General features: G+C 60.8%; 17 protein-coding genes. 11 read left to right on the forward strand and 6 right to left on the reverse strand.

Translation table 11 applies throughout. From position 1 onward, the window contains the following. The first annotated feature begins 38 nt into the window (after positions 1-38). Genes ACLBW8_RS17975 through ACLBW8_RS17990 form a run of 4 tightly spaced genes read left to right on the forward strand, consistent with a single transcriptional unit; the run spans position 39 to position 3,921 of the window. Positions 39-1,049, forward strand: a complete 1,011-nt coding sequence (locus ACLBW8_RS17975; RefSeq protein WP_010565541.1) for an ABC transporter permease subunit — start codon at positions 39-41, stop codon at positions 1,047-1,049. Between the two features lie 10 nt (positions 1,050-1,059). Further along, positions 1,060-1,971, forward strand: a complete 912-nt coding sequence (locus tag ACLBW8_RS17980; protein WP_064450679.1) for an ABC transporter permease subunit — start codon at positions 1,060-1,062, stop codon at positions 1,969-1,971. Positions 1,972-1,981: 10 nt separating this feature from the next. Then, a complete protein-coding gene (locus tag ACLBW8_RS17985; RefSeq protein ID WP_017138287.1) occupies positions 1,982-2,950 on the forward strand; it encodes an ABC transporter ATP-binding protein in 969 nt (322 codons plus the stop codon). Next, positions 2,950-3,921 carry a peptide ABC transporter ATP-binding protein gene (locus tag ACLBW8_RS17990; RefSeq protein WP_064450678.1) on the forward strand — a complete coding sequence of 324 codons (972 nt, stop codon included), beginning with the start codon at positions 2,950-2,952 and terminating at the stop codon, positions 3,919-3,921. The genes ACLBW8_RS17985 and ACLBW8_RS17990 overlap by 1 nt, the downstream gene beginning before the upstream one ends. Before the next feature lie 111 nt (positions 3,922-4,032). Here ACLBW8_RS17990 and ACLBW8_RS17995 read toward each other — a convergent pair whose 3' ends face one another. The 3 genes from ACLBW8_RS17995 to ACLBW8_RS18005 form a co-directional block, all read right to left on the reverse strand. Continuing rightward, on the reverse strand, positions 4,033-4,287 hold the full coding sequence (locus tag ACLBW8_RS17995) for a hypothetical protein (RefSeq protein ID WP_447805972.1): 255 nt from the start codon (positions 4,285-4,287) through the stop codon (positions 4,033-4,035). Between the two features lie 97 nt (positions 4,288-4,384). Further along, positions 4,385-4,642 carry a hypothetical protein gene (locus ACLBW8_RS18000; protein WP_064450676.1) on the reverse strand — a complete coding sequence of 86 codons (258 nt, stop codon included), beginning with the start codon at positions 4,640-4,642 and terminating at the stop codon, positions 4,385-4,387. Between the two features lie 256 nt (positions 4,643-4,898). Continuing rightward, the gene (locus tag ACLBW8_RS18005) at positions 4,899-6,482 is read right to left on the reverse strand and encodes a peptide chain release factor 3 (protein WP_064450675.1); all 1,584 of its coding nucleotides are present in this window, start codon (positions 6,480-6,482) and stop codon (positions 4,899-4,901) included. Positions 6,483-6,814: 332 nt separating this feature from the next. Here ACLBW8_RS18005 and ACLBW8_RS18010 point away from each other — a divergent pair, with 332 nt between their 5' ends. The 5 genes from ACLBW8_RS18010 (at position 6,815) to ACLBW8_RS18030 (ending at position 11,909) form a co-directional block, all read left to right on the forward strand. Then, the gene (locus ACLBW8_RS18010; RefSeq protein ID WP_025856261.1) at positions 6,815-7,531 is read left to right on the forward strand and encodes an ABC transporter permease; all 717 of its coding nucleotides are present in this window, start codon (positions 6,815-6,817) and stop codon (positions 7,529-7,531) included. 20 nt (positions 7,532-7,551) lie between these two features. After that, entirely contained in the window at positions 7,552-8,448 is an 897-nt protein-coding gene (locus ACLBW8_RS18015) for a glycine betaine ABC transporter substrate-binding protein (protein ID WP_064450674.1), read from the forward strand. An 11-nt stretch (positions 8,449-8,459) separates the two neighbouring features. Next, positions 8,460-9,113 (forward strand): ABC transporter permease, encoded by a 654-nt coding sequence (locus ACLBW8_RS18020; protein ID WP_027604864.1) that lies wholly within the window; start codon positions 8,460-8,462, stop codon positions 9,111-9,113. Next, complete coding sequence (locus tag ACLBW8_RS18025) at positions 9,110-10,267, forward strand: osmoprotectant ABC transporter ATP-binding protein OsmV (RefSeq protein WP_017138294.1); 1,158 nt, start codon at positions 9,110-9,112, stop codon at positions 10,265-10,267. The genes ACLBW8_RS18020 and ACLBW8_RS18025 overlap by 4 nt, the downstream gene beginning before the upstream one ends. A 478-nt stretch (positions 10,268-10,745) precedes the next feature. After that, complete coding sequence (locus tag ACLBW8_RS18030; RefSeq protein ID WP_064450673.1) at positions 10,746-11,909, forward strand: type III PLP-dependent enzyme; 1,164 nt, start codon at positions 10,746-10,748, stop codon at positions 11,907-11,909. Positions 11,910-11,958: 49 nt separating this feature from the next. Here ACLBW8_RS18030 and ACLBW8_RS18035 read toward each other — a convergent pair whose 3' ends face one another. Next, a complete protein-coding gene (locus tag ACLBW8_RS18035; RefSeq protein WP_407016591.1) occupies positions 11,959-12,708 on the reverse strand; it encodes a tetratricopeptide repeat protein in 750 nt (249 codons plus the stop codon). A 1-nt stretch (position 12,709) separates the two neighbouring features. Then, positions 12,710-13,390, reverse strand: coding sequence for a Fe2+-dependent dioxygenase (locus ACLBW8_RS18040; RefSeq protein ID WP_447805973.1), 681 nt, complete (start codon positions 13,388-13,390; stop codon positions 12,710-12,712). Positions 13,391-13,594: 204 nt separating this feature from the next. Here ACLBW8_RS18040 and ACLBW8_RS18045 point away from each other — a divergent pair, with 204 nt between their 5' ends. Together ACLBW8_RS18045 and ACLBW8_RS18050 are read left to right on the forward strand one after the other, a co-directional pair. Next, a complete protein-coding gene (locus tag ACLBW8_RS18045; RefSeq protein ID WP_447805974.1) occupies positions 13,595-15,880 on the forward strand; it encodes a TonB-dependent receptor in 2,286 nt (761 codons plus the stop codon). A gap of 136 nt (positions 15,881-16,016) precedes the next feature. Then, the gene (locus ACLBW8_RS18050; RefSeq protein ID WP_447805975.1) at positions 16,017-18,542 is read left to right on the forward strand and encodes a PepSY domain-containing protein; all 2,526 of its coding nucleotides are present in this window, start codon (positions 16,017-16,019) and stop codon (positions 18,540-18,542) included. Positions 18,543-18,673: 131 nt separating this feature from the next. Here ACLBW8_RS18050 and ACLBW8_RS18055 read toward each other — a convergent pair whose 3' ends face one another. Next, entirely contained in the window at positions 18,674-20,215 is a 1,542-nt protein-coding gene (locus ACLBW8_RS18055; RefSeq protein WP_447805976.1) for an alkaline phosphatase D family protein, read from the reverse strand. Position 20,216 lies beyond the last annotated feature (1 nt).

Below are 20,216 nucleotides of genomic sequence, written 5' to 3' on the forward strand. Positions count from 1 at the left end.
CGAACCTGCCTAACCGGCTGATTGAGGTACACAACAAGATGTTTAGTTTTATTGCCCGCCGATTGGGGTTATTGATCCCCACGTTTTTCGGCATCACGTTGCTGACGTTTGCGTTGATTCGCATGATCCCTGGCGACCCCGTCGAAGTCATGATGGGCGAACGACGAGTCGACCCCGAGATGCACGCACAGGCAATGGAACGCCTTGGTCTTAACAAGCCGCTGTACGCGCAATACCTGGACTATGTTGGCAAGCTCGCCCACGGCGACCTTGGCGAATCGCTGCGCACGCGCACCAGCGTGTGGACCGAATTCACCGCCCTCTTCCCGGCGACCCTGGAACTGTCCATGGCCGCCCTGTTGTTCGCCGGTATCCTGGGCCTGTTGGCCGGGGTGATCGCGGCCTTGAAACGAGGATCCCTGTTCGACCATGGGGTGATGGGCATCTCCCTCGCGGGATATTCGATGCCGATCTTCTGGTGGGGCCTGATCCTGATCATGTTCTTCTCGGTAAGCCTGGGCTGGACCCCGGTTTCCGGGCGTATCGACCTGCTCTACGACATCGAGCCGCGCACCGGCTTCATGCTGATCGACACCCTGCTGGCTGACGAGCCGGACGCATTCTTCGACGCCCTGCACCACCTGATCCTGCCGGCCATCGTGCTCGGTACCATCCCGCTGGCGGTGATTGCGCGGATGACCCGTTCGTCGATGCTCGAAGTATTGCGTGAAGACTACATCCGTACCGCCAAGGCCAAAGGCCTGTCGCCGGCGCGCGTGGTATTCGTACACGGCCTGCGTAACGCGCTGATCCCGGTACTCACCGTGGTGGGCCTGCAAGTCGGCACCCTGCTGGCCGGTGCGGTCCTCACCGAAACCATCTTCTCGTGGCCTGGCATCGGCAAATGGCTGATCGAAGCCATTGGCGCGCGGGACTACCCGGTGGTGCAAAACGGCATCCTGCTGATCGCCTGCCTGGTGATCCTGGTGAACTTCGTGGTGGATATCCTCTACGGCTTCGCCAACCCACGCATCCGTCACCAGCGCTGAGATCATGACCATGACCACACCTACTCAAGTGTCAGCAGTCGATCAAAGCCTGCTGTATCCGTCCCCGTACAAAGAATTCTGGCAAGCCTTCTCCAAGAACAAAGGCGCCGTTGCCGGCCTGCTGTTCATGTTGCTGATCGTGTTCTGCGCGCTCTTCGCCCCTTGGGTTGCGCCGCATAACCCGAGCGAGCAATACCGCGACTTCCTGCTCACCCCACCGGCCTGGCTGGAAGGCGGGCAGATGCAATTCCTGCTGGGTACCGACGAACTGGGCCGTGACCTGCTCTCGCGCCTGATTCAGGGCTCGCGCCTCTCATTGCTGATCGGCTTGTCGTCGGTGGTGATGTCGCTGATCCCGGGCATCCTGCTGGGGCTGTTCGCCGGGTTCTTCCCGCGCATGCTTGGCCCAACCATCATGCGTTTGATGGACATCATGCTGGCCCTGCCGTCGCTGCTGCTGGCCGTGGCCATTGTCGCGATCCTCGGCCCTGGCCTGATCAACACCGTGATTGCGATTGCCATCGTGTCCTTGCCGTCCTATGTCCGTCTGACCCGCGCTGCGGTCATGGGCGAACTGAACCGCGACTACGTGACGGCCGCCCGCCTCGCCGGCGCCGGCCTGCCACGCCTGATGTTCATCACCGTGCTGCCTAACTGCATGGCGCCGCTGATCGTACAGGCCACCTTGAGCTTCTCTTCGGCGATTCTCGATGCTGCGGCCCTGGGCTTCCTTGGCCTTGGCGTACAACCGCCAACCCCGGAGTGGGGCACCATGCTGGCTTCGGCCCGTGACTACATCGAACGCGCCTGGTGGGTAGTGAGCCTGCCTGGCTTGACCATTTTGCTCAGCGTGCTGGCTATCAACTTGATGGGTGACGGCCTGCGCGATGCGCTGGACCCGAAACTCAAGAACGCCGCCTGAGGAGATTCCCATGTCACTGTTAGAAATCAAGAATCTCAACGTGCGCTTCGGCGACAAGACCGCCGTACCGGTGGTCGATGGCCTCGACATTTCCGTCGACAAAGGCGAAGTGCTGGCGATCGTTGGCGAGTCGGGTTCGGGTAAATCCGTGACCATGATGGCGCTGATGGGCCTGATCGAGCACCCCGGCATCGTCACCGCCGATGCCCTGAACTTCGACGGCAAGGACATGCTCAAGCTGAGCAACCGCCAGCGCCGTCAGATCGTCGGCAAAGACCTGGCAATGGTGTTCCAGGACCCGATGACCGCGCTGAACCCCAGCTACACCGTGGGTTTCCAGATTGAAGAAGTGCTGCGCCTGCACCTGAAAATGTCCGGCAAGCAAGCGCGCAAGCGTGCCATCGAACTGTTGGAAAAGGTTGAGATCCCAGGCGCTGCCAGCCGTATGGACGCCTACCCGCACCAACTGTCCGGCGGTATGAGCCAGCGTGTTGCAATCGCCATGGCGATTGCCGGTGAGCCGAAACTGCTGATTGCTGACGAACCGACCACCGCGTTGGACGTGACCATCCAGGCGCAGATCATGGAGCTGCTGCTGGCCCTGCAGAAAGAGCAGAACATGGGCCTGGTGCTGATCACTCACGACTTGGCCGTCGTGGCCGAAACCGCCCAGCGCGTGTGCGTGATGTACGCAGGCCAGGCCGTTGAAGTCGGTCAGGTGCCGCAGTTGTTCGACATTCCGGCGCATCCGTACAGCGAAGCGCTGCTCAAGGCGATCCCCGAGCACAGCCTTGGCGCCACGCGCCTGGCCACGCTGCCGGGTATCGTTCCCGGTCGTTATGACCGCCCGCAGGGTTGCCTGCTGTCACCGCGCTGCCCGTACGTGCAGGAATCCTGCCGTGCCCAGCGGCCCGGGCTTGATCCGAAAAGCAACAGCCTTGCGCGCTGCTTCTACCCCTTGAACCAGGAGGTGGCGTAATGGCCGTCGTTCTTACCGCCCGCGACCTCACCCGTCACTACGAAGTGTCCCGTGGCCTGTTCAAGGGCCACGCCCTGGTGCGCGCGCTTAATGGCGTGTCGTTCGAGCTGGAAGCTGGCAAGACCCTCGCCGTAGTGGGCGAGTCGGGTTGCGGCAAATCCACCCTGGCCCGCGCCCTGACACTGATTGAAGAGCCGTCTTCGGGTTCCTTGAAGATCGCTGGCCAGGAAGTGGCCGGCGCCGACAAGGCCCAGCGCAAGCAATTGCGCAAAGACGTGCAGATGGTGTTCCAGAGCCCGTATGCCTCGTTGAACCCGCGCCAGAAAGTCGGTGATCAACTCGGCGAGCCGCTGTTGATCAACACCAACCTGTCCGCCGCCGAGCGCCGCGAGAAAGTGCAGGCGATGATGAAGCAAGTGGGCCTGCGCCCTGAGCATTATCAACGCTACCCGCACATGTTCTCCGGCGGCCAGCGCCAGCGGATCGCATTGGCCCGCGCCATGATGCTGCAACCTAAAGTGCTGGTGGCGGATGAGCCGACGTCGGCACTCGACGTGTCGATCCAGGCCCAGGTGCTCAACCTGTTCATGGATTTGCAGCAGGAATTCAACACCGCCTATGTGTTCATCTCCCACAACCTGGCGGTGGTGCAACACGTTGCCGATGACGTGATGGTGATGTACCTCGGCCGCCCGGTGGAAGTGGGCCCCAAGGACGACATCTACGCCCGTCCCCTGCACCCGTACACCCAGGCGTTGCTGTCGGCTACCCCGACCATCCACCCGGACCCGAACAAGCCGAAAATCAAGATCGTCGGCGAATTGCCTAACCCGCTGAACCCGCCGCCGGGTTGCGCCTTCCACAAGCGCTGCCCGTATGCGACCGCGCGGTGCAGCAGCGAGGAACCGCAATTGCGCGCCCTGGATAACCGCCAGGTGGCTTGCCACTACGCGGAGCAATTTGTGGCCTGACCGCAACAAAAATGCCCTGGGTGATTAAGCCCAGGGCATTACACAAGTTCTACCGCCCCACCCGTCGGATTGCGCATCAGTCCGGCCGGTGGGGCTTTTTTTCACGCTGACTTACGTATCACTGTCGCTGTCATCGTCGTCTGGCGGGGCTTGCTGGTCATCATCATCCTTGGAGCCACCCTGGTCCTTATCACCGGGCTCTGACTCGTCCGCAGCCAGTTGCAAACCACCCGCTGTCACCGACTTCGCCGCTACAACCGCCGGGGCCTGGCTCTGCACGACCGTATTGGCCCACGCAGATGAAGCACCCAGCGACAACATCACCAACACCTTTAGCAACAGCACCACACGTTGAAAGATAGTCATGGTCGATTTCCGTCCAGTCAGTGAAACACGCGCGCCGGCGTTCGACCGTCGCAGTGAATTAAGCTAGTTCCGTTCTCGGGTTTACGCCACTCGCTCATCAGGTATCGCCGTCATCGTAGGTTTCGCTGTCCTCCCCCTCGTTGTAAGGATTTTCCGCGTCTTCCTTGGGCGCAGGTTGGGCCTGTGGCTGCCAGCCGCCGGAGTTGACCTCTTTTTGCTTTTTTTTGCTGACCGGGCCGGTGTCTTTCCATTGGGCCGTACCTGTATCCGCCAGCGCCGAGGTGTACGCCAAAGCAGTGGACAGGCCCAGGGCCCCCAGCAGCACCATATGAATGGCGCGTTGAGTTATACGCAAGGTCGCCTCCTGATCCGTCGGTAAGTGGACGTAATAATTCAAACGCTAGACGGGATGCGGGCATCTCGCCAATTCATCGCCACGTGGAGATCAGAATGTGGGAGCGGGCTTGCTCGCGAATGCGGTGTATCAGTCAGCCTATCCATGGCTGACACTGCGCATTCGCGAGCAAGCCCGCTCCCACACTTGGATTATCGGCGCCCACAAAAAAGGGCGAAGCCATCACGGCTTCGCCCTTTCGTGTGCCGCTCAGACCTTAATGGTGCTCGCGGGTCGCACGGAATTTCACGTCCGGCCAGCGCTCTTCCATCAGCGCCAGGTTGACCCGGGTCGGCGCCAGGTAGGTCAGGTGACCACCGCCGTCGATCGCCAGGTTTTCTACGGCCTTGTTGGAGAACTCTTCCAACTTCTTCTTATCGCTGCAATCGATCCAGCGCGCGGAGTACACGGTGATCGGCTCGTAGGAGCATTCGACCTTGTATTCCTCTTTCAAGCGGCTGGCGACCACATCGAACTGCAGCACACCGACGGCGCCGAGGATGATGTCGTTGCTGCGCTCGGGGAAGAACACCTGGGTCGCGCCCTCTTCCGCCAATTGCTGCAAACCTTGGCGCAGTTGCTTGGATTTGAGCGGGTCACGCAGGCGCACGCGACGGAACAGTTCCGGAGCGAAGTGCGGGATACCGGTGAAGCCCAGCGCTTCGCCTTCGGTGAAGGTGTCACCGATCTGGATAGTGCCGTGGTTGTGCAAGCCGATGATGTCGCCGGCGAAGGCCTCTTCCAGCTGTTCACGCTCCGAGGAGAAGAACGTCAGGGCGTCGCCGATGCGCACGTCCTTGCCGGTACGCACGTGGCGCATCTTCATGCCTTTTTCGTATTTGCCGGAGCAAATGCGCATAAAGGCGATACGGTCGCGGTGCTTGGGGTCCATGTTCGCCTGGATCTTGAACACGAAGCCGGTGAATTTCTCTTCAACCGGTTCCACGGTGCGCTCGTTGGCAACACGGGCCAGAGGCTCTGGCGCCCAGTTCACCACGGCGTCGAGCACGTGGTCGACGCCGAAGTTGCCCAAGGCGGTACCGAAGAACACCGGCGTCAGTTGGCCATCGAGGAACTCCTGCTGGTTGAACGCGTGGCAGGCGCCCTGCACCAGTTCCAACTGATCGACAAAGCGGTCGTACTCGTCACCCAGGTGGGCGCGGGCTTCGTCGGAGTCGAGTTTCTCGATGATTTTTACATCGGTGCGTTCGTGGCCGTGGCCAGCGGTGTAGACAATGATGTAGTCGTCAGCCAGGTGGTAAACGCCCTTGAAGTCGCGGTAGCAACCAATCGGCCAGGTGATCGGCGCGGCCTTGATCTTCAGGACCGCTTCGATTTCATCGAGCAACTCGATCGGGTCGCGGATATCGCGGTCGAGTTTGTTGATGAAGCTGACGATGGGCGTATCACGCAGACGGCAGACGTCCATCAGCGCGATGGTCCGTGGCTCAACGCCTTTACCGCCGTCGAGGACCATCAGTGCCGAGTCCACTGCCGTCAATGTGCGGTAGGTGTCTTCGGAGAAGTCTTCGTGGCCCGGGGTGTCGAGCAGGTTGACCATGTGGTCGCGATACGGAAACTGCATGACCGACGTGGTAATGGAAATACCCCGTTGTTTTTCCATTTCCATCCAGTCGGAGGTGGCATGGCGGTCGGATTTGCGGGATTTCACCGTGCCGGCCACCGCGATTGCCTTGCCCATCAGCAGGAGCTTCTCGGTGATGGTGGTTTTACCGGCATCGGGGTGGGAAATAATAGCGAAAGTGCGGCGTTTCGCGACTTCGGCGGCCTGGTGGGTCATGGGAAATCGCCTGGCAGGTGAGTCAAAAAAGGGCGGCGAGTATAGCGCAAACCCAGGGTTACGGACCACCGTTCAGCCCATTGGGGGTGGCTAAATGCTGCCAAGTGTGGAACCTTTTAAAAGGTAGAGACGTCCACTCCCCTGCTACCGCACTCGGAACAGGGGCTGAAAAATCAGCAAGTTAGCCTGACGAGGCTGCGCTCATGGCTTGATCGCATACCGCATTGCCGGTATCGGCGAGCTGCTTTTCGCGAACATATTCGCCGACAGCCAGGAATGGCATTGCCGCTCGGAAATGTGTTCGCCGACAAAAGAAAAAAAGGAGTCCGCCTGTGGCTATTCGCTATGGCAAAGGGCTGATAGGAGGAGCGGTTGTCGTCGCTCTCCTGGCCCTGCTGGTCCACTGGATCGGCATCAACACGATCGAACTGTACCGCGACGATTTGTTGTTTTACCTGCAAGCACACCTGATCCTCGTTCTTGTCTCCATGCTGGCCGCCCTCGTTGTAGGGATCCCCGCCGGTATCCTGCTTAGCCGACCGAACATGGTCGGGCGCGCAGAACGTTTCATGCAAATCTTCAACATCGGCAACACCGTCCCTCCCCTGGCCGTACTGGCCATCGCCCTCGGCGTCCTTGGCATCGGCAGTGGCCCGGCCATCTTCGCGCTGTTCCTCGCCTCCCTGTTGCCCATTGTGCGCAACACCTACGAAGGCCTGAAAAACGTACAGGGCTCCCTGAAAGAAGCCGCCACCGGCATCGGCATGACGCCGCGCCAGGTGCTGTTTCGCGTGGAATTGCCCAACGCCGTGCCGATCATCATCGGCGGTGTGCGTGTGGCTCTGGCGATCAACGTCGGTACAGCGCCGCTGGCCTTCCTGATTGGCGCCAACAGCCTGGGCAGCCTGATTTTCCCCGGCATCGCCCTGAACAATCAGCCGCAATTGCTGCTCGGCGCCGCGTGCACCGCGCTGCTGGCGTTGCTGCTCGACGGTCTGGTGACCATGGCCAGCCGCCTCTGGCTGGAACGCGGGTTGCGTCCGTCTTAAGGCTTGGCAAAGGAAATCACATGAAAAAACTGACATTGATACTGAGCTGCGTCCTGCTGTTTGCAGGTTTTGCGCAAGCCGCAGAAAAACCAGTGATCCGTATCGGCGCCCGGGTGTTCACCGAACAGACCTTGCTCGCCGAAATCACCTCCCAATACCTGCGCACCAAGGGCTACGACACCCGCGTGACCGGCGGCCTGGGCAGTAACCTGGCGCGCAGTGCCCAGGAAAGCGGGCAACTGGACCTGATCTGGGAATACACCGGCGTGTCGCTGGTGGCCTACAACCATGTGGACGAGAAACTCGACAGCGAACAGTCCTACGCCCGAGTGAAAGAACTCGATGCGAAAAAAGGCTTGGTCTGGCTGTCGCCGTCGAAATTCAGCAACACCTACGCGCTGGCACTGCCGGACAACGTGGCCCAGGAATTCCCGCAGATCAACAGCATCAGCGACCTGACCCAAGCACTCGCAGAGAAAACCAAAGGCACACGCCTGGTGGCCCTGGACACCGAGTTCGCCAACCGTTCTGACGGCATGGCCGGCATGGTCAAGCTGTATGACATGAACCTGACCCGCAAAAACACGCGGCAGATGGACGCCGGGCTGGTCTACACCGCGCTGCGTAATGGCCAGGTGTTTGCCGGGTTGGTCTACACCACCGACGGTCGCTTGAATGCCTTCAAATTGAAGCTGCTGGAAGACGACAAGCATTACTTCCCGGACTACACCGCCGCGCCCGTGGTGCGTCAGGTTTATCTGGACGCGCACCCTGAATTGGCCGCTGACCTCAAGCCGCTGGCCGCGCTGTTCGACGATGCAACCATGCGCCAGCTGAATGCGCGGGTCGACGTCGACCATGAAAGCCCGTCCGCCGTGGCCGCAGACTTCCTGCGCCAACATCCGATCAACCCATAAGAGGAGAAGACATGGAATTCCTGAACGCCTTTTCCCATCTTGATTGGGCCCAAGTCCTGCACCTCACCTGGCAGCACATCACCCTGGTCGGCATTGCGGTGATCCTGGCGATTGTCGTCGGCGTGCCCCTCGGCGTGCTGATGACCCGCTTCCCCACGTTGGCCGGTCCGCTGCAAGCCAGCGCTACGGTGCTGTTGACCGTGCCGTCCATCGCCTTGTTTGGCCTGCTGCTGCCGTTCTACTCCAAGTTCGGCCAGGGCCTGGGGCCGATGCCGGCGATTACCGCCGTGTTCCTCTACTCCCTGCTGCCGATCATGCGTAACACCTACCTCGCCCTCACCGGCGTGGAACCTGGTATCCGCGAAGCCGCCAAAGGCATCGGCATGACCTTCGGCCAGCGCCTGCGCATGGTCGAACTGCCCATCGCCGTGCCGGTGATCCTCGCCGGCGTGCGCACCGCCGTGGTGATGAACATCGGTGTGATGACCATTGCCGCCACCATCGGCGCCGGTGGCCTGGGTGTACTTATTCTGGCTTCCATCAGCCGCAGCGATATGTCGATGCTGATCGTTGGCGCCGTGCTGGTCAGTCTCCTGGCCATCTTCGCCGACCTGCTTCTGCAATGGCTGCAACGCTCGCTGACTCCAAAAGGACTGCTCAAATGATCGAACTTCAAAACCTGACCAAGACTTTTCAAAGCAACGGCAAAACCGTGTCCGCCGTGAACGACGTAAGCCTGACCGTCAATGAAGGCGAGATTTGCGTATTCCTCGGCCCGTCGGGCTGCGGCAAGAGCACCACGCTGAAAATGATCAACCGCCTGATCAAGCCCACCTCGGGCAAGATCCTGATCAATGGCGAAGACACCACCGACCTCGACGAAGTGACCCTGCGTCGTAACATCGGCTACGTGATCCAGCAGATCGGCCTGTTCCCGAACATGACCATCGAGGAAAACATCGTGGTCGTGCCCAAGCTGCTCGGCTGGGACAAGCAGAAATGCCACGACCGCGCCCGCGAATTGATGAGCATGATCAAGCTGGAACCCAAGCAGTACCTGCACCGTTACCCGCGTGAACTGTCGGGTGGCCAGCAACAGCGGATCGGTGTGATCCGTGCGTTGGCGGCCGATGCACCGTTGCTGCTGATGGACGAGCCGTTCGGTGCGGTCGACCCGATCAACCGCGAGATGATCCAGAACGAGTTCTTCGAGATGCAACGCGCGCTGAACAAGACCGTGATCATGGTCAGCCACGACATCGACGAGGCCATCAAGCTGGGCGACAAGATTGCGATCTTCCGCGCCGGCAAGCTGCTGCAGATCGACCATCCGGACACCTTGCTGGCGCATCCGGCTGACGAGTTCGTCAGCAACTTCGTCGGCCAGGACAGCACCCTCAAGCGCCTGCTGCTGGTTAAAGCCGAAGATGCGGCCGACAACGCCCCATCGGTGAGCCCGGAAACCCCGGTGGCGGATGCGCTGGAGCTGATGGATGAAACTGACCGTCGTTATGTGGTGGTCACCTGTGCCGAGAACAAGGCGCTGGGTTATGTACGACGTCGCGACCTGCACCGTCAGACCGGTACCTGCGGGCAATACCTGCGGGAATTCAACGCCACGGCGGCGTACGACGAGCATTTGCGCATCCTGTTGTCGCGCATGTACGAGTTCAACCGCTCGTGGTTGCCGGTGATGGATGCCGAGCGGGTGTTCCTGGGTGAGGTGACTCAGGAGTCGATTGCCGAGTACCTGAGTTCCGGTAAGTCGCGTGGCGGTAAGACCAGTATTGTGTCGCCTGCCGAGACAGCGTTGGCCTGATCTGACGCCACTCAGTACAAAAATGTGGGAGCGGGCTTGCTCGCGAATACGGAGTGTCAGTCACTGAATAGAGTGCCTGATGCACCGCTTTCGCGAGCAAGCCCGCTCCCACATTTGGTCCGTGGTGTATCAGGGAAATCCAACCGATTTGCCCCATTCGGGGAACATCAATCCGTCACACCTGTCGGTTACATAAGTAGCTGCACCGGGTCCCGCGACGAACGCGTGCAAAAACGCGACATTTTTAGTTGATCTATGGCCCCTCACGTCCTAAAGTTCGCGCCGAACGTCCATGCTGGAAACGATCCATCCGGCTCAAGTACTGACGACGAGACAGCAAGGCCAAGGGACGCGGTTATCCCATGGCCTTTTTGCTTTCGGCGACATGCCTTGGGAAGTAGGCGAACCAAAGTGGGGATACGGAGGACGTTCATTTGCACCCATTGATCAAATTAGTTTGCCCTTAGGAGTTCCCAGCATGTCGATTAACGTCGAAGATTATTTCGCGCGCGCCACCTTTGACAAAATGAAGGCGTTCGCCGACAAGCAAGAAACCCCGTTCGTGGTGATCGACACCGCGATGATCAGCCAGGCCTACGATGACCTGCGCGCCGGTTTCGAATTCGCCAAAGTCTATTACGCGGTCAAGGCCAACCCGGCTGTCGAGATCATCGACCTGTTGAAAGACAAGGGCTCTAGCTTCGACATCGCCTCGATCTACGAGCTGGATAAAGTGATGGACCGTGGCGTCAGCCCCGACCGTATCAGCTACGGCAACACCATCAAGAAATCCAAGGACATCCGCTACTTCTACGAGAAAGGCGTGCGCCTGTTCTCCACCGACTCCGAAGCCGACCTGCGCAACATCGCCAAGGCCGCGCCGGGCTCGAAAGTGTACGTGCGTATCCTCACCGAAGGCTCGACCACGGCTGACTGGCCTTTGTCGCGCAAATTCGGCTGCCAGACCGACATGGCCATGGACCTGCTGATCCTCGCCCGCGACCTCGGCCTGGTGCCTTACGGCATCTCCTTCCACGTCGGCTCGCAACAGCGCGACATCAGCGTGTGGGACGCAGCGATCGCCAAGGTCAAAGTGATCTTCGAGCGCCTGAAAGAAGAAGACGGTATCCACCTCAAGCTGATCAACATGGGCGGCGGCTTCCCGGCCAACTACATCACCCGCACCAACAGCCTGGAAACCTACGCCCAGGAAATCATCCGCTTCCTCAAGGAAGATTTCGGCGACGACCTGCCGGAAATCATCCTGGAACCGGGCCGTTCGCTGATCGCCAACGCCGGTATCCTGGTCAGTGAAGTGGTACTGGTGGCGCGTAAATCGCGTACCGCCGTCGAGCGCTGGGTATACACGGATGTGGGCAAGTTCTCCGGCCTGATCGAAACCATGGACGAAGCCATCAAGTTCCCGATCTGGACCGAGAAGAAAGGCGAGATGGAAGAAGTGGTCATCGCCGGTCCTACCTGCGACAGCGCCGACATCATGTACGAAAACTACAAATACGGCCTGCCACTGAACCTGGCGATTGGCGATCGTTTGTACTGGTTGTCGACCGGTGCTTATACCACCAGCTACAGCGCGGTTGAGTTCAATGGCTTTCCGCCGTTGAAGTCGTACTACGTGTAAGCACGCCGCACACAAAAAACCCATGACATGTCATGGGTTTTTTTATGGGTCAGGAAAGAGTCGCAGCACGTTGCTGGTAAGCGTCGGCCATGGCCCGGATCTGCGGATTCTCGGCCGCCGCCAACGCCTTGTGGGCCGTTCGCAGGAACTTGAGATTTCCGCCGGCCAGTGCCTGGCGTAACCACTCCAACGCGCTTTCGACTTGACCTCTATCGGCCAGCACCGCCGCATAACTGAACTGCCCGCGAAAATCCCCGCCTTCGGCTGAGCGTCGATACCAGGCCACGGCAGCCTCAAGATCCTGTGGGCAACACCGGCCATCTTCCAGATAACGCCCCAGCAAGTTCATCGACTTGGCATGGCCTTGCTCGGCCGCCTGGCGATAAAACCCCAGCGCTTGCGCTTGATCTTCCGCCACGCCACGGCCGGTGGCCAGCAGGTTGGCGTAGTTGTACTGGCCCCAATCCAGCCCGGCCTCTGCCGCCAGGCGATATGCCCTTGCGGCCGCCGCCTCGTCGACGGCGCAGCCCCAGCCATGTTCCCGGCAACGCCCGGTCATATTGCGGGCCATCAAATGCCCGCCCTGCGCCGCGATCTGGAACCAGCGCAGTGCCAGCGCTTCATCCCGTGCAATGCCGCGCCCTTCCAGCAGGATTTGCCCAAGCAAGGCCTGGGCGTCGACAACGCCCTCCTTCGCAGCCATCAAGATGGCCTGGGCGGCGCGCACCGGGGAGTCGTCAAGCATGCGTTGCAATTGCTCGACGTTGAGGACTTCTTCACGGCGCAATAAAAACCCCATGTCAGACCTCAACCCAGCGGCGCAACAGGTTGTGGTAAGTGCCGGTCAGCTGGATCAGCGCCGGATGGTCGGGGACATCGCGGGTCAGTTGCTGGATCGCACCGTCCATCTCGAACAGCAAGGTGCGCTGGCTGTCTTCGCGCACCAGGCTTTGGGTCCAGAAGAACGCGGCATACCGCGCGCCGCGCGTCACCGCGTTGACTTTGTGCAGGCTGGAGCCTGGGTAAAGCACCATATCGCCGGCCGCCAGTTTTACCCGCTGCAGGCCGAAGGTGTCCTGGATCTCCAACTCACCGCCGTCGTATTCATCCGGGTCGCTGAAAAACAGCGTGGACGACAGGTCGGTACGTACCCGCTCATGGCTGCCCCTGGGCTGACGCACGGCGTTGTCGATATGAAAGTCGAAACTGCCACCCGCCGTGTAGCAATTGAGCAGCGGCGGAAAGACTTTGTGCGGTAATGCCGCCGACATAAACAGCGGGTTTTTCCACAAGCGCTCAAGCATTGCCGCGCCGATTTCCTTGGCCAACGGGTGGCCTTCGGGCAATTGCAGGTTGTGCTTGGCTTTGGCGGATTGGTGCCCGGCGGTGATTTTACCGTCGGCCCACTCGGTGTTTTCCAGGGCTTGGCGAATGCGCAGCACCTCCTCGCGAGAGAACAGGCCGGGAATGTGCAGCAGCATGGGGCAATACCTGAATTCAGAGAGGCGCCAATGGTATTGATTCTTATCCGCCCTGTAAAACGCGAGAACGAACGAGTGGGTAAAAACCGTAAGCAAAAAGTGTAAAGAATGTAAATTCAGTGCGAATAGCAATGTATCGCAATTGATAGAAAGTCTTGTTAGCCCTATATTCCGCGGCCTCACCTCCTTGGGGAAGGACAACTCATGTCGCGCACCACGCTAAAAATATCTGCCGGTTCACCACGCGTACTGGCTTCGGCCATCGGCGTTGCACTCAGCGCCGGCGCTGCCGCCCACATGGCGCAAGCGGCCGAAAGCACCGAACAAAAAGGCGAGCGCAACAGCATCTCCCTCGGTGCCACCAGCATTACCGGCCAAGAACAGGACGCCCCGTCCTACCAGGTGGAAAAAGCGTCTTCGCAGAAGTACACCGCGCCACTGGTGGACACTCCGCGCTCAGTCACCGTAGTGCCGCAACAAGTCCTCAAGGACACCGCCGCCACCTCGTTGCAGGATGCCTTGCGCACCGTACCGGGCATTACCTTCGGCGCCGGTGAAGGTGGCAACCCTCAGGGCGATCGCCCGTTCATTCGTGGTTTTGACGCACAGGGCGACACCTACCTCGATGGCGTGCGCGACACCGGCGGCCAGAGCCGCGAGATCTTCGACATCGAGTCGATTGAAGTCAGCAAGGGCCCCAACTCCTCGTTCGGCGGTCGGGGCTCGGCCGGCGGCAGCATCAACCTAGTCAGCAAAACGCCACAAGCGCGGGATTTCACCAACGGCGGTTTCACCTACGGCTCCGACCAGACCCGCCGCTACGTGCTCGACGTAAACCGTCAGTTCCTCGACAACGCCGCGTTCCGCCTGAACCTGATGAGCCATGAGCAGAACGTGGCCGGTCGTGATGTGATCGACTACGACCGTTGGGGCGTCGCACCGTCGCTGACCTTCGGCCTGGGCACGCCGACCCGCGTCAACTTCAGCTACTACCACATGGAAAGCAACGACCTGCCGGACTCGGGCATTCCATACGGCTACAGCAACAGCGGCGCCAAAGCCGTTCATGTGCATGACAAACCGACCGACGGCGGCGACAGCAACAACTTCTACGGTTTGAAGGACCGTGACTTCCGCAAGACCCGCGCCGACATCAGTACGTTCTCCATCGAGCACGACCTGAACGACAACATGACGCTGAAAAACACCCTGCGCCATGGCAGCACCGGTCAGGACTACATCCTCACCCAGCCGGACGACAGCCAGCACAACGTCAATCAGTTCGGCACTGTGTGGCGTCGCGCCAACACCCGCGTGTCCACCACTGACACCACCACCAACCAGACCGATCTATTCGGCAATTTCCAACTGGCGGGCATGAAGCACTCGTACTCCACCGGCCTGGAATTCACCGGTGAAGAAACCCGCATCAGCGGCTACACCGTCAGCCCAAACACCAACCCCACCTGCACCGTAGCCAAAGGCAGCCTGGGCGGCCAGTGCACATCCTTGAGCAACCCGACACCGGACGACGCCTGGACGGGCAGCACCACACGCAACTACCTGGGCACCAACACCAAGGCCACCAGCCGCGCGGCCTATGTGTTCGACACCATCGAACTGGACCCGAAATGGCTGCTGAACGTCGGCTTGCGCTACGACACTTTCGACACAGTGGCCAACACCAATGCCGCCGCCGGGCGCACTAAAATCAAGGACGACAGCCAGTTCTTCAACTGGCAGGCGGGCCTGGTCTGGAAGCCGCTGGAGAACGGCAGCATCTACACGTCCTACGCCACTTCGGCCTCCCCGCCCGGTGGCCTGGTCGGCGAAGGCGCCGATGGCAACCCACTGTCTGCCGGTGCCGCCACCAGCGACTTGAAACCGGAAGAAACCGTCAACTATGAGCTGGGCACCAAGTGGGACCTGTTCCACAGCCGCCTGTCCCTGACCGCTGCGGTCTTTCGCACCGAGAAGAAAAACACCCGAATCTTGGTGGACGCGATGACCTACCAGAACGGCGGCGAGTCCCGCGTCGACGGCCTCGAACTGTCCGCCAGCGGCAAACTCACCGATCAATGGCAAGTGTTCGCCGGCTACAGCTACCTGAAAAGCGAGCTGGTGGATGCCGGTCTCAATGGCCGCAATGGCGTCATCAGCGCTGGCTCCAACAAAGGCAATGCAATGCCCAACACGCCGAAGAACACCTTCAGCCTGTGGACGACGTATGACATCACACCCAAGCTGACCATCGGCGGCGGCGCGTTCTATGTCGACCAGGTTTACGGCGACGCCGCCAACACGGTTTACGTGCCGGCCTACACCCGCTACGACGCCATGGCCAGCTACAAGCTGACCAAGAATGTCGACCTGCAATTGAACGTGCAGAACCTGACCGACAAAACCTACTACGACAAAGCCTACGCGGCGCACTTTGCCAACCAGGCGGCCGGTCGTACGGCGCTGTTGACCACCAGTTTCCACTTCTAAACCCGGTCAACGTTAAGCCAGAAGCCCCACGCATCGGATGCGTGGGGCTTTTGCGTGTAAAACAGAATGTTTCTCGACAACTCACGGCATAATGCGCGCCGTGACAACTACATCCAGATGAGCGAGGCGGTCAGACGTGTTGAAGAAAACCCTGTTTCAATTGCACTGGTTCTTCGGCATTACTGCCGGGCTGGTGCTGGCGTTGATGGGGATCACCGGGGCTGCGGTCTCGTTTCAGGATGAAATCCTGCGGGCGCTCAACCCCTCGGTATTGCACGTCGAAAAACGCGAAGCCGGCGTACTGCCGCCTGCCGAACTGGTGCGCAAACTCGAAACCACCGAAGGCAAGACCGTGTCGATGCTGTGGGTAGAAAGCGACAGCGGCAACGCCGCGCGCGTGTTCTTTACCCCGCCGCCCGGTGAGCGCCGTGGCCAGATGCGCTACTTCGACCCCTACACGGGCGACTACATGGGCGACGCCGTCGGCCAGGACGTCTTCGGCTTTATCCTGCAGTTGCACCGCTTTCTGGCCATGGGCGACACCGGCCGGCAAATCACCGGCGCCTGCACGCTGATATTGCTGTTCTTCTGCCTCTCGGGCCTGTACCTGCGCTGGCCACGCCAAGTGGCGAACTGGCGTGCGTGGCTGACCTTGGACTGGCGCAAAAAAGGCCGCAGCTTCAACTGGGATTTGCACTCGGTATTCGGTACGTGGTGCCTGCTGTTCTATTTGTTGGCGGCGCTGACCGGCCTGTCCTGGTCCTACGATTGGTACAACCAGGGCCTGACCAAACTGCTCTCCGACGCCCCGCACAACGAACGCATGCGCAAGCGCGGCCCGCCGCCCGAGGGCCCGGCGCCAGTGGCCAACTACGATGCGATCTGGAGCAGCATCTACGCCAACGCCGGCCCTGGTTTGAGTGCCTATAACATCCGTATGCCGGCCGTCGCCGGACAACCGGCCATCGTGTATTACCTGCTCAAATCATCGCCCCATGACCGAGCGCTGAACCAGATCAACCTCGACCCGGCCACCGGCGACGTCAAATTCCACGATCAATACGCGAGCAAAACCCTAAAGTCGCAATGGCTGACCAGTATTTACGCGCTGCACACCGGCAGCTACTTCGGCTTGGTCGGTCGCATTATCCTGACCGTCAGTGCGCTGTGCATGCCGCTGTTCTTCATTACCGGCTGGCTGCTGTACCTCGACCGTCGCCGCAAAAAGCGCCAGGTTCGCGATGCCCGCAAAGGCCTCGGCGCCAACCACAGCGATGCCCCGGCCTGGCTGATCGGCTTTGCCAGCCAAAGTGGCTTTGCCGAGCAACTGGCCTGGCAAACTGCCGGGCAATTGCAGGCAGCCGGCATGCCGGTGAACGTGCAGCCCCTGGGCAACGTCAGCCAGGACGACCTGACCCAATCGGAAAATGCACTGTTTGTGGTCAGCACCTTCGGTGACGGTGAAGCGCCCGACAGCGCACGCGGTTTTGAGCGCGGCGTGCTCGGCCAGGACCTGTCGCTAAAAGGCCTGAATTACTCAGTGCTGGCCCTGGGTGATCGCCAGTACGAGCACTTTTGCGGCTTTGCCCGGCGCCTGCACTTTTGGCTGACTCACCAGGGCGGCAACCCCTTGTTTGCCCCGGTGGAAGTCGACAGCGGCGACGCCGAGGCCTTGCTGACCTGGCAACAGCAACTGGGCCAACTCACCGGTCACGCGCCGGCAGCTGCCTGGCAAACCGCCCTATACGACCACTGGGCCCTGACTTATCGCACCCTGCTCAACCGCGGCAGCGTCGGCTCGAACATCTACCTGCTGGGCCTCACGCCGCCGTCGCCGCAAAACTGGCTGGCGGGTGACCTGGTGGAAATCCTGCCGCGCAATGGCCCCAAGGCCATTGAACACTTCCTCGCCGGCCTGGGCCTGACCGGCAACGATAGCGTGCTGATCGACGGCCTGGCGCAACCCCTTGACCAGGCACTGGCGACCCGCCAACTGCCGGACAACCGCACGCACCTGGTCGGCTTGCATGCCCAGGCACTGGTGAACGCATTGGTGCCACTGGGCATGCGCGAATACTCCATCGCCTCGATTGCCAGCGACGGCGTGCTGGAGCTGATCGTGCGTCAGGAACGTCACCCCGACGGCAGCCTGGGCCTGGGCTCCGGCTGGCTGACGGAACACGCCGCCATCGGGTCCGGTATCAGCCTGCGCCTGCGCCGCAACAGTGGTTTTCACTTGCCGCAGGCACCGGCGCCGCTGATCCTGCTGGGCAACGGCACCGGCCTCGCCGGCCTGCGCAGCTTGCTCAAGGCGCGCATTGCCGATGGCCAGCAGCGCAACTGGCTGCTGTTTGGCGAGCGCAATATCGCCCACGACTACCTGTGCCGCGACGAACTGCAAGGCTGGCTGGCCAGCGGCGACCTGGCCCTGCTGGACCTGGCGTTTTCCCGTGACCAGAAGGAAAAAATCTACGTGCAGGACCGCCTGCGCGAGTCGGCGGACGTATTGCGTCGATGGCTGGCCGATGGCGCGGCGATTTATGTCTGCGGCAGCTTGCAGGGCATGGCGACGGGCGTGGATCAGGTGCTGCACGACGTGCTGGGCCGCGAGGCGGTTGAGCGCTTGATTGAACAAGGCCGCTATCGCCGGGATGTGTACTGACCCCTGAAAAGACACAGGTCAAAATGTGGGAGCGGGCTTGCTCGCGAATACGGTGGTTCAGTCAACAGATTCGGTGACTGACACTCCGCTTTCGCGAGCAAGCCCGCTCCCACATTTGATTGCATTTCAAATCAGACCGGTTGCAGCTTTTGCTCGAACACTGACACCCCATCCAAATCCCGCAAAATGACAGTCAACTCCGCCGTCTGCCCATCAATCTGCACCTCACCAAAAAACTGAAACCCGGCAAATGGCGAAGTGTTTTGCGCGGGTGGCGCCTTCTCGAACACCACCTCCGGGCCAAAGGTTTTATCCAATGGGTTCGGCCCGAAACTTCCCGCATTCAACGGCCCTGCCACAAATTCCCAGAACGGCTCAAAATCCTGGAACGCCGCGCGATCAGGGTGATAGTGATGCGCCGCGCAGTAGTGCACATCCGCCGTCAGCCATACATGGTTACGCACCTGCTGAGCGCGCAGAAAGCCCAACAGCTCGGCAATCTCCAGCTCGCGACCTTGGGCCGGGCCAGGGTCACCGTTGGCGATCGCCTCCCAGCGCGGCACGCCGGGGCTGACCTCGCCATCAGGCACGCCCAGTCCGATGGGCATGTCGGCGGCGATGACTTTCCACTGCGCCTGGGAAGCCTTGAGCTCGCGCTTGAGCCAGTCCAGTTGCTCGCGGCCCATGAAGGGTTTTTCGCCGCCCAGGTTGTCATCGTTGGGGCCGCGATAGCTGCGCATGTCCAGCACGAACACATCCAGCAAGGGGCCGTAGCTGAGCTTGCGATAGATCCGCCCGCCACCGTCGGCGCTTTGCCGGCGCATCGGTGAATACTCCAGCCAGGCTTGGCGCGCGCGGCCGACCAGGGTGTTGATGTCCTTGGTCTGGTAACGCTCATCCAACTGCTTGCTCGGCGACCAGTTGTTGACTACCTCGTGATCGTCCCACTGCCAGATCTGCGGCACCTCGGCATTGAAGCGGCGCACGTTTTCGTCGAGCAGGTTGTAGCGGTAGTTGCCGCGATATTCATCGAGGGTTTCCGCGACTTTGCTCTTGGCCTCGGTGGTGATATTGCGCCAGATGAGGCCGTCTTCAACGGTCAGCTGCGCCGGCACCGGGCCATCGGCGTAGATGGTGTCGCCGCTGTGAATAAAGAAGTCCGGCAGGCGCAGGCGCATGGCTTCGTAGATGCGCATGCCGCCGATGTCCGGGTTGATGCCGAAGCCCTGGCCGACGGTATCGCCGCTCCACACGAAACGAATGTCGCGGCGCTGTTGCGGCACGCTGCGCAAGTGACCGAACCATGGCTCGCTGGCGACGCCGGTCTGGGCGTCCTCAAAGTGCACGCGATAGAAAATCGCCTGATCGACCGGCAGCCCGGTGAGTTCGACGCGGGCGGTGAAGTCGGTGCGGTTGTCGGCCAGCGGCGAGATGAATTTACGCGGGTTGCTGAACACACTGCGGGTGTCCCACTCCACCACCATCTTCGCGGGGCGGTCGCTGCGGCTCCAGATCATCGCGCGGTCGCCCATCAGGTCGCCGGACTGCACACCATCGGTGAGTTGCGGCCGGTCTTTGACCGAGGCGATCACCGCCGGGGCCAGGCCCGGCAGCAACAGACCGGCGCCAACGGCTTGCATCACACGGCGACGGCCGAGATCGAAGTGGCTCATG

The organism is Pseudomonas sp. M5A4_2d, assembly GCF_053345295.1.

What these genes read in the sequence shown, in the direction of transcription:
- ACLBW8_RS18040 (WP_447805973.1), bottom strand. Translation starts at nt 13,390, where the DNA reads ATGCTGCTGCACATTCCCGGCCTGTTCTCTCGCGAGGAGGTGCTGCGC.
- ACLBW8_RS18035 (WP_407016591.1), bottom strand. Translation starts at nt 12,708, where the DNA reads ATGGGGTTTTTATTGCGCCGTGAAGAAGTCCTCAACGTCGAGCAATTG.
- ACLBW8_RS17980 (WP_064450679.1), top strand. Translation starts at nt 1,060, where the DNA reads ATGACCACACCTACTCAAGTGTCAGCAGTCGATCAAAGCCTGCTGTAT.
- ACLBW8_RS18055 (WP_447805976.1), bottom strand. Translation starts at nt 20,215, where the DNA reads ATGAGCCACTTCGATCTCGGCCGTCGCCGTGTGATGCAAGCCGTTGGC.
- ACLBW8_RS18020 (WP_027604864.1), top strand. Translation starts at nt 8,460, where the DNA reads ATGGAATTCCTGAACGCCTTTTCCCATCTTGATTGGGCCCAAGTCCTG.
- ACLBW8_RS18025 (WP_017138294.1), top strand. Translation starts at nt 9,110, where the DNA reads ATGATCGAACTTCAAAACCTGACCAAGACTTTTCAAAGCAACGGCAAA.
- ACLBW8_RS18005 (WP_064450675.1), bottom strand. Translation starts at nt 6,482, where the DNA reads ATGACCCACCAGGCCGCCGAAGTCGCGAAACGCCGCACTTTCGCTATT.
- ACLBW8_RS18015 (WP_064450674.1), top strand. Translation starts at nt 7,552, where the DNA reads ATGAAAAAACTGACATTGATACTGAGCTGCGTCCTGCTGTTTGCAGGT.
- ACLBW8_RS17995 (WP_447805972.1), bottom strand. Translation starts at nt 4,287, where the DNA reads ATGACTATCTTTCAACGTGTGGTGCTGTTGCTAAAGGTGTTGGTGATG.
- ACLBW8_RS17990 (WP_064450678.1), top strand. Translation starts at nt 2,950, where the DNA reads ATGGCCGTCGTTCTTACCGCCCGCGACCTCACCCGTCACTACGAAGTG.
- ACLBW8_RS18030 (WP_064450673.1), top strand. Translation starts at nt 10,746, where the DNA reads ATGTCGATTAACGTCGAAGATTATTTCGCGCGCGCCACCTTTGACAAA.
- ACLBW8_RS18045 (WP_447805974.1), top strand. Translation starts at nt 13,595, where the DNA reads ATGTCGCGCACCACGCTAAAAATATCTGCCGGTTCACCACGCGTACTG.
- ACLBW8_RS17975 (WP_010565541.1), top strand. Translation starts at nt 39, where the DNA reads ATGTTTAGTTTTATTGCCCGCCGATTGGGGTTATTGATCCCCACGTTT.
- ACLBW8_RS17985 (WP_017138287.1), top strand. Translation starts at nt 1,982, where the DNA reads ATGTCACTGTTAGAAATCAAGAATCTCAACGTGCGCTTCGGCGACAAG.